The sequence below is a fragment of the Vibrio methylphosphonaticus genome, from assembly GCF_023634655.1.
GTDB classification, from domain to species: Bacteria; Pseudomonadota; Gammaproteobacteria; order Enterobacterales; family Vibrionaceae; genus Vibrio; species Vibrio methylphosphonaticus.
The window spans coordinates 19,500-30,136 of record NZ_JAMKMS010000032.1 but is presented as its reverse complement, the minus strand read 5'-3'; the positions used below and the strand labels follow the sequence as shown (position 1 = coordinate 30,136).

The window sequence follows — 10,637 nt, the reverse complement described above, 5'->3', positions numbered from 1 at the left end:
CGAGAGCCAATTCCAAACCAGCGTCACCAAAGTTGATGATGGTAATGGCCTAACGCCGGTTGGTACCTTAACCATTGATGCCACAGGCGCGTGGAATTACGAAATCGACAACACCGACAGCTCAGTACAATCGCTTGCTGAAGGGGAAACCCGCACTGAGACGTTCCAAGTACTGAGCGAAGATGGTACTACTCACAACATCGTGGTCACCATCACGGGGACCGATGATGAGCCAGTGATTGGTGGCACTTCTTACGGAGAAGCAACAGAAGACAATGACCCACAAATTGATACCGATGGGAATTTGTTCTTTAGTAGTCAAGCTACCATCAGCGATGCTGATGATGGTGAAGGGGCGTTTGTTCCCGCTTCCGTTACGCCAACAGTGGGTAACTTTGTTGATGGTTCATTGACGATTGATGCTGCCGGAAATTGGTCGTATTTGATTCCAAATGACAGCAATAATGTCCAAGGACTTGCTGAAGGTGAGCGTGCGACACAAACCTTTACGGTTCAGACCATAGATGGCACAGAACATACCATTGTCGTTGATATCGTCGGCGTCAATGATGATTCGGTATTGATTAGTGATCCGAGCCAAGCTCTGGGTGATGTCAAAGAGAATGACACTCTTGTCGAACTTACAGACAATGGAGTACTCCAGCTTCAAGATACCGATGGAAGTGACGAGGAGGTGTTCCAGACGGATCCAGATTCAATAACATCTTCGAGTACGCTTAATGGTGCCACGGATGCATTAGGTACCTTGACCATCAATGCGCTAGGGGAGTGGGATTACTCTATTGCGAATGCTTATGTTGAGTACCTTGGAGAAGGCGAAACTGCCACAGAAACCTTCATCGTTCGGTCTGAAGATGGCACGGAACATACTGTTGTTATTACCATCGAAGGTACTAACGATGTGCCAACCATCGTCAGTGGCACTTTTGCTGAGGGTGTGGAAGACCAAGGTTTAGTGGGCAATAACATTAAGGTTGAAGGCAACCTTGTTATTGATGATCCTGACGCAAACGAAAATACTTTCCAAGTTGGGAATGGAACCGCGGATATCACCAACACTTTGGGTGGTTCGTTAGTGATAGCAGCAGACGGCAGTTGGACCTATTTAGTAGATAATCAGCAGACCGCCATCCAGTCTTTGGATGTGGGAGATTCGATCACTGAAAAATTCACCGTTCTTAGTGAAGATGGCACCCCAATTGAAATCGAAGTTAAAATTAATGGTGCTGAAGACCAAACATTTATTACCGATTATGTGCAAGGAAGCGTTAAAGAAGAGGACTCCACCCCAACGCTTTCTCACGTTGGTAACCTTACTGCGACTGACGCTGATGTTGGTGAAAGTCAGTTTGACGCCACGCGCGTTGATACATTAACAAATAGTAATGGCATCACGTCTCTAGGCAGTGTCTCGATAACGTCGACGGGTACTTGGACATACACTATTGATAATAATCTAGCATCGGTACAGCAACTTGGGGCTGGAGATAGTTTTACAGAGCGCTTCCGAGTCTATTCCATCGATGGCAGTACTTCTCAGATCGTTGAAGTGGTAGTCAATGGTACTAATGACGGCGCATCTATATCAGGAGGTGCTGCGGGCACGGTGGTTGAAGATATCACTGTCGTCGGAAATGATTTGCAAGAATCCGGCAGTCTACAAGTGAGTGATATTGATAGTGGTGAGAATATTTTCTCCACGACGGTAACCAATGTAGCGGATGCTACTGATGGATTGCCGTTAGGCAGCATTACAATTACCCCTGAAGGCAATTGGACTTACCTTGTGGATAAGGACAACGTCACCGTTCAGGCATTAGGGTTAGGCGAAACGCGGACTGAACGCTTCCAAGTAACCTCGATAGATGGCACTGCGACGCAAGAAATTGTGGTGACAATTCATGGTACCAACGATTTACCAACGGTTTCTGCAACTAGTGAACTAACGGGTAAAGTCTTTGAAGACTCTGATCCTATTCCTACGGCGACGGGCACTTTGGTCCCTAGTGATGTTGATGTAAATGATAGCCATACTTGGGGGGTTGTTGGTTCGACGAGTGGAGCTTACGGTACCCTAGCGTTAGATTCTGGAACAGGCGTTTGGACTTATTCCTTAGTCAACAGCTCAGTTAACCATTTGCAAACAGGCGAAAAAGTTTACGAGTATTTTCAAGTTCAGGTTTCCGATGGTAAAGGTGGAATCGGTTTTGATACTGTTACGGTAGAGATTGAGGGAACCAATGATGACCCATCCATCTCAGGTGATAACTCAGGCTTAGTCATTGAAGATGGCGGTGCGTTGAGCGTCGCGAAAGGTAACCTTGAAGTCGCCGATGATGATCTTAAAGATACTCACGATTGGGCTGTCGTCGATGGTGACGGACTTTATGGTACGTTGACGGTTAACGATGATGGTGAATGGACGTATACCTTAGATCAAGCCAAAGCCAACTTTATGGAAGAAGGGGTCATTTATGCAGAAGACCCATTTACCATCACGGTTGATGATGGGTTTGGTGGCACCGATAGCTACGTTGTTAATGTCAATGTAGAAGGAAATAATGACGCGCCTGACATTCGCAACGTTAACCTAATTCGTATTAATGAAGATACTGGAAACCAATTTAAACAGGGACGATTGCGCGATCAAGACCCAGATGAGAATGAAGACCATACTTGGACCATATTGGATGCAAACGGCAATCCGCTAGCGGTAGAAAATGGTGTAGCGGTTGGTGTGTACGGTAATATGTCGCTTGTCGAGAATCCACTTAATGGCCGTGTATTCTGGCGTTACGACTTACAAGTTACCGATGATCAAAAAGATTCGACGCAGGCACTTGAGCGTGGACAGCGTGAATTTGAAACCTTCACTATTCAAGTGACGGATAAGTACGGAGCAACAGATACTCAAGTACTTCAAGTCCGAGTGACGGGTACCAACGATCAGCCGCAAATTGAAGGTACGGTTGAAGGTACGGTGACGGAAGATGATTTCCCGAATGGCGATACGTCAGCGGATATTGTTACGTCCGGCACTTTACAGCCTGGCGATGTAGATACTAACGACAAGCATACTTGGTCGATAGATACCAATACTGGCGACTACGGTACGATAGTTATTTCGTCCGATCCAGTAACAGGCGAAGCCATTTGGACTTATACACTCAATAATAACAACCCTGCGGTTCAAGCTCTTCGAAACAGTGGCGAAACTTTAACGGAGACCTTTGAGGTTACCGTGATAGATGATTCTCGTAATGGCAACCCAAGTTCAGATCGGGTTGATACCCAAGAAATTACGGTAATCATTGAAGGTTCTAACGACGCACCTATCCTTAGCGGCGAAGTCACAGGCAGTGTCATTGAGCCAGTGGATAAAGATCCGAACAGTGAAGTCAAAGCCTCTGGTGCATTAGCGGTTTCTGATATTGACACGACGGATTCACATTCGTTCAGCGTAGATTCGGTTAATGTTGACGACACAGACCCTAATCAGGGTGAGTATGGCTCATTGACCGTCGATGCCAATGGAGTTTGGACTTATACATTAAACAATGCGCTTGATGCGACAAAAGCCATTCCACCAGGTACCACCGAGACGGATTCGTTTACGGTAACAGTGACCGATGTTGGAGGGTTAACCAGCGAAGTCGTGGTGAATATTTCTGTTGCGGGTACCAACAATGACCCTGATATATCCGCTTCGAATATGTATAGCGTAGTGGAAGATGGTGATGCCCTTGAAGGTCGATTTGTTAAGGGAACCCCAACCGCCGATGAGCTTGCCAACGGAGATATCGGAACGGGTGATTTGGATAGCGGTGATGATGCTACATGGAGTATTGTCCGTGATGGGCAATACGGTAGTTTTACCGTGAATGCGGATGGTACATGGACCTATACGTTGTACACGCTTGCCGATGTTAGCGCCGATCCTAGTAAGCGCGATGCTTATAATACTGTTAACGCTTTGGCGGAAGGTGAGTCGTTACCTAGTGGAGATACCGTCGAACTCCGTGTGACAGATGAGTTTGGGATGACGTCCACGGAAGTGCTCAATATCGATATTATCGGTGCTAATGATGCCCCAGTGATTGGTGGACTCAACAAAAACTTTGCAGAAGATAATCTAGAAAATGGTGTTTATCAAACATCAGGGCAACTCACCGATGGGGATGTTGACACAACGGATAACACGCACACGTGGACATTGGTTGATGCTAATAATGGACTCGGTGATTACGGGGTATTGGTTCTAAACGAAGATGGTTCGTGGACTTACCAAGTAGACCCAACAAAGTACGATGAAATTCAGGCGTTGAACCCAGAATTCAATCAGAAATTCACTGATACGTTTGAAGTAAAGGTCACGGATGGATTTGGTGGGACAGCCACTGACACAGTTACTATTAATATTACCGCAGACAATGATATTCCAGAAGTGACTGGAGGCTTAGAGGGCGCTTATACGGAAGATGACGGTGGTGTTGTTGAAGGTCAGATGATCATCACTGATCTCGATACCGGCGTTGCTGGCGACGCGAGCGATGACGATACGCCAGAGTTCTTAGCAAGGTCATATACAGGCGCCTTCGGTACATTGGTTGTTGATGTTGACGGTAAATGGACTTACACACCTGATGATTCGTTGCTTCAACCGCTCGCCGAAGGTGAGGTGCAAGAGGATAAATTTGTTGTTCTCGCGCGAGATGACAACGGGGCCACCATCACAGAAGAACTTGTGATTGATTTAACGGGCAAAAATGATCGCCCAACAATTGATGGTGAGGATGAAGGCACTGTCATCGAAGATGGTACCGAAGATATATTTGGTAGTGATTTGACGCGAGCGGAAGGGCAGCTTTTTGCCTCGGATGTTGATAATGACAGTCCTTCACGAAACTGGAGTCTTGTCGGGGGAACTAACGGCGATACAAATGCCACAAGTGAAGGGACTTACGGTACGTTAAGTCTGGATAACAATGGTAAATGGGTTTACACGTTGGATAATGAAAGTCCAGCGGTTCAAGATCTGGTTTATGATCCAGAAAACCCAGTAACAGAAACATTTAAGGTTGTAGTCACCGATAATGTGACCGATTCAGATACGAACGCTCCTGGTATCTCAGAAGAACTCACTATTACCATCAATGTCTTCGGCCAAGACGAAAATGGCGGTAGCGGCGGTGGAAGTGCCGATTTCACGATTGTTGCAGAGGTTAAAGAAGACGGAACCGCTGATCAACCCATCGATAAAATTGACGAGGGTATTACCGAGAATAGCTCAAATATCGTTGCAAGTTCGATAGCACCTACGGTGGGTGGCTTTATGGGTACCCTAGTGGTTGACTCAGACGACCCAACGAAGTGGCGATATGTACTTGATAATGATTCAGACATAGTTCAAGGGCTGGAAGAAGGCGACGTCGTCACGGAAGTTTGGCGATTCACAACAGACGATGGTATGACTCATCGAGTTGAGGTGACGATTCATGGTTCAGCGGATAAGCCAGAGATCTATGTCGGTGACACTGAGCTTGTCGATGATACTGTGATCGGTGAAGTGATCGAACAAACGGTCACGAGTACCTCTGGCCGATTAAGTGTTGAGGACCCAGACAATGATGAACAATTTACTTGGGGAGTATTTGATACCGATACGCTGACCGGTGGTTCAACCGCAACAGGAGGTTATGGGCAGCTGGTTATCGATCCAAACACTGGAGAATGGACTTACCAACTTAACCCCGGCGTGTCCATTCCTGTCGGCACGGAATTGGAGGAGACATTTAGAGTTTCGGTTACTGATTCAGATATCGCAACGGGTGAGGCATTAGCAACAACCGTCGACACTCATGATATTAAAATCCGAATTGTCGGTACCGCGCAAAATGTAGACAACCCAATAGATCAAGATGTACCGCTTATCGTTGCTCGCGTGAGCGCGACTGAAGACGATAATGTTGCTGACTCTCAGCCGGATACCGTTGTTTCAACTGGCACACTATCGGTTGATGATGTTGTTGATTCAGACAATAACGGTGTTGATATTGCACTTGGCGATACGATTACCTGGACTCTCATTGATGGTTCAAGTCCATATGGTTCTATGGTGGTTGATGAGACCACCGGTGACTGGACCTTTACATTAGATAACGATAGCAATGCGGTTCAGAGCCTGCGAGAAGGCGAGGTGGTAAGTGATACCTTTGAAGTTTACGCGATTGACCAATACGGTAAAACAGTCGTGGACGATAATGGCGTACCGCAAACCCTGCAAATTATTGTTGATGTCACGGGCTTGAATGATGCTCCGGTAGCGTCTTCGTTTGTTGAAAGCTTGATTGTCGATACTGATACAGGGGGCACACCGCCTGCGCTTAATGGACAGTTATCGGTTAACGATATTGATGATGGAGATACACATAGCTGGGACGATTTACAACCCGTCACCGCAAATCCTGATTATGGTACGTTGGTCGTTAATAGCGATGGAACTTATCAGTTTGAATTGACGACGACATATGGTCCTAATGGCGATGAGCCCCACCCTGATATCGTTGCATTGAATGAGGGTGAGCAACTTCCTCAACAGTGGACTGTCATCGTTACCGATGGGGCTGGCGCGACTGCAACACAAACGCTGAATCTAAATCTTGTTGGAACTAATGAGCTTCCAGAGATTACGACAACAACGTCAGCAGTTGATAACTCGATATCGGAACCGCTAACTGATGACGCTGACCAAACACCAAGTATTGTCCGTGATATTACTTTAACTGATGCCGATAATGCGGGTACGTTAGGTGATAATGTCACTCTACAAGCGGCTGATTTGAATGGTACTTACGGACAATTTGTTGTCGACCCTGCCACTGAAACTTGGAGCTATCAGCTTTACGATCAGCCACATGTGAATGCCCTCGCTGAAGGGGTTAAAGTCACAGAAACATTCGTCATCCGTGCACAGGATGAGTATGGCGCTGAGGTTATCAAAAGCGTAGAAATCGAGGTGGTTGGAACGAACGACCAACCGTCACTAGAAGGTAAGGTGATTGGTACGGTTGTCGATTCTCCTAATGATTCGGTTACCGGACAATTAGTCGTTTCTGACCCAGATATCGGTGATACTCATACCTTTGCGTTTGTAGAGGAAGATGCGTCTCTAGGTTCGTTCACTATTGATAACGAGGGTAACTGGGAATTTACTATCGATAGTGATAGCGAAGTGGTCAACAATTTGCCGAAAGGCGAAACCATGCAAACCACTATTTCAGTCACGACGACAGATCTAGGAGGCAGTGGGTTAACCAGTGAAACGAAAGACATTGTGATCACGATTGTGGGTACTAATGATGCGCCAGCAATTAAAGATGTTGATGTACAACGGTTAACAGAAAATGTGACTACAACGCTAACCGGACAATTTGATAGTGGAGATCTCGACAATAATGCTGACGGAACGGATGGTAGTCGTCTCGAAGATCAAGGTGCGACTGATTCCGATGATCAAACTTGGGAAGTTATCGATAGCGATGACAGAGGTATTTTGACGGTTAACGCTTCGACAGGGGCGTGGGAATTTGAGTTAGTTGATCCGTTTGAAGAACTCTCTAACGGAGAAACATTGGATACGCCGCTTCAATATACCGTTAAAGTGACCGATGAATTCGGCTTGTCCTCTGAGAAAGTGGTTGAATTCCAAGTCACGGGTACCAATGATGCGCCATCGATTGTGGTTAGTGATACGACTGCAGTCGGCACCGTGTATGAAGACCCAACAGGATCTCAAGAGGATACGGCTAACGGCGTGGTGGCGATTGATGATATCGATCAAAGTGACACGCATAGTTATAGTCTCAGCAGTAGCAGCGTAGTGACCGAGATTGACGGTATGTACGGTACTTTAAAATTGGTCGCAGGCGATACCGCAGACAGCGTTAAATGGGTCTATGAATTGGACCAATCAAAAGCTGATGCTTTAAATACAGGACAACAAACGGAGCAATTTGAGGTTTACATTGAAAGTCTCGTTGCTGGTGTCGGTCAAGGCGACACCATTAGCCAGACGATTAATGTCACGGTAGAAGGTAATAATGACGCTGCGGTTGTGACCACGGGTAGCGTCGACCTTACTGAAACCGACGCGGTGTTAACCGCGACAGGAACATTAACCTCGACCGATGTCGATAACCCAGACAATACCTTTACGCCGCAGTCTAACGTGAGTGGCACCTACGGTACCTTCTCGATTGATGGCAATGGTGTATGGAACTTTACCGCCAATAGCACCTTTGATGAATTGAGCGATGGTCAGGAGATTCAAGACGTGTTCAATGTCACTAGTATTGACGGTACACCGTCAACGGTCACAGTGAACATTACCGGTACTAATGATGCGGCAACGGTGAGCTCTGCAGATGTTGAGCAAGATGAAACGGATGCGGCACTCACAATTACCGATACCCTGACATCGAACGATGTTGATAATGCAAATAATACGTTTACACCGCAAACGGGTGTTGTTGGCTCTCACGGTACATTCTCCATTAATGCTGGCGGTACATGGACATTTATTGCTAATCAATCTTTTGACTATCTGAATGTAAATCAAAGCGTGAGTGAATCATTCCCAGTGACCTCTGTGGATGGCACAACCTCATCCGTGACTGTGAAGATTAATGGCACGAATGATGCTGCCGATATTAGTGCAGAAACGATTACTCTTGATGAAACGGACAGCGCGTTAACGGCAAGTGGCACGCTTACCGCTAGTGATGTTGATAATACGGATGATAAGTTCATTGCACAGACTGATTTCATCGGAACAATTGGTACCTTCAGTATTGATGAAAACGGTGCGTGGAATTTTACCGCGAACAGCGAGTTTAATAGCCGCAATGTGAATCAAACGGCTGAAGAGTCTTTCACGGTTACGTCGTTAGACGGTACGACATCACAAGTCAACATTATCATTAAAGGGACAAACGACGCCGCAACGGTAAGCTCTGCTGATGTTAACGTACAGGAAACGGATGCACCGCTCTCTACGGGTGGTGTGTTGACGGCAACCGATGTTGATAACGCGGACAACACGTTTATTGAACAAACCAATGTTGTAGGGAATCATGGTACCTTCTCCATCGATGGAAATGGTAGCTGGAGCTATATCGCAGATGAGTCATTTGATAGCCTGAATGTGGGGGACTTTGTTGATGACCAGTTCAATGTTCAGTCTAGTGACGGCACGATATCTACGGTGAAGGTAACCATCCAAGGCACCAATGATGCACCAACCATTAGTGGTGACTTTACTGCAGGCGTGCAAGAGGGAGTAACAGACACGACCAGCGGTAATATCACGGTTGCAGATGTAGATACTGCAACACCAATTTCAAAAAGCCTACGAGGTGGTTCATTAGTAGGGGACACGTATACAAAAGCGGGTACTTACGGAACCTTGACCTTTAATGTCATGACTGGGGTATGGGCGTATGTACTGCTCGCGGGAAGCAGCAATGCCTTAGAAGCTAACCAAACGGCGGATGATACGTTCTATATCGATGCGAGTGATGGTGGGCTTAACGGTAACTCAGAACAACCGATTACCATCACAGTCACGGGTAATCAGGGATTAAGAGGCGATAGTGCAACCAATGATATTCTTGTGGGTACGGCCGATGATGAATGGTTATTTGGTAACGACATACCACTGTTAGGTGGTGTTAGCACTGATAATGACTCTCAGGATACCTTTAAGTGGGAAACAGCAGCATTGGCAGGCACCGATACGGTGAAAGACTTTGATGTTCGAGATTTCACGAGCAATGATCCTGCCGTGACACATGATGTTGTTGATTTAACGTCAGTTGATTTTAAAGCCGACGAGTTGCTGACCGATCAGCTGAGTATCCAAGAGCAATCTGGCAATACAGTGATTGAAATTAGCGATAGTGGTGCACTGCTTCAATCAATTGTCTTGGAGGGGGTGACACTCACCTCTTTACTCGGTGTGACTCAACTTGAATTAGACGGTATGACACCAGCAGATGTTATTATTGCGCTACACCAATCAGAGCAACTGACCTTACCTGACCAGATTGTGGTGGGTGACAACACATCTGAGACGCTATTAGGTAGTGCTGAGAGTGACATCATTTTTGGTGGCGGTGGTAATGATATCTTAACGGGTGGTGATGGGCATGACCTGTTCTTATTCACGGAAGATTCGGCAGGAACAACCTTGAACCCTGCCACGTCGACGGTGACGGATTTCAGTGTTGGTGATGACCTGTTGGATATTTCAGACTTGTTGCCTGAGCACAATAATCTTGGCGAATTGCTTGGCAATATCTCTGTGACCGTTAATGACGATATCAATGACGCGAACGATGCGACCAGTACCGTAATCAGCGTGACAAAAGGAAACGAGCAAACGGATATCACCTTAGATGGTGTGGGCTGGAGTGAGTTGGGAATATCGGATGCTAATGTCATCAATGACCCAGCCGGACATCAGGTCGATCTCATTAGTCAGTTAGACACAATGAACATCATTAAGGTTGATTTGTAGCTGAAAGCGGCGTGATAAAAAAGGCGGTACATCAGGTGAT

The 10,637-nt window shown here is 46.3% G+C and carries 1 protein-coding gene; it reads left to right on the top strand.

All coding sequences use genetic code 11. The features are described from left to right. The coding region (locus M9196_RS22230) for a VCBS domain-containing protein (protein ID WP_250619692.1) at positions 1-10,597 on the top strand (10,597 nt) is incomplete at its 5' end. Positions 10,598-10,637 lie beyond the last annotated feature (40 nt).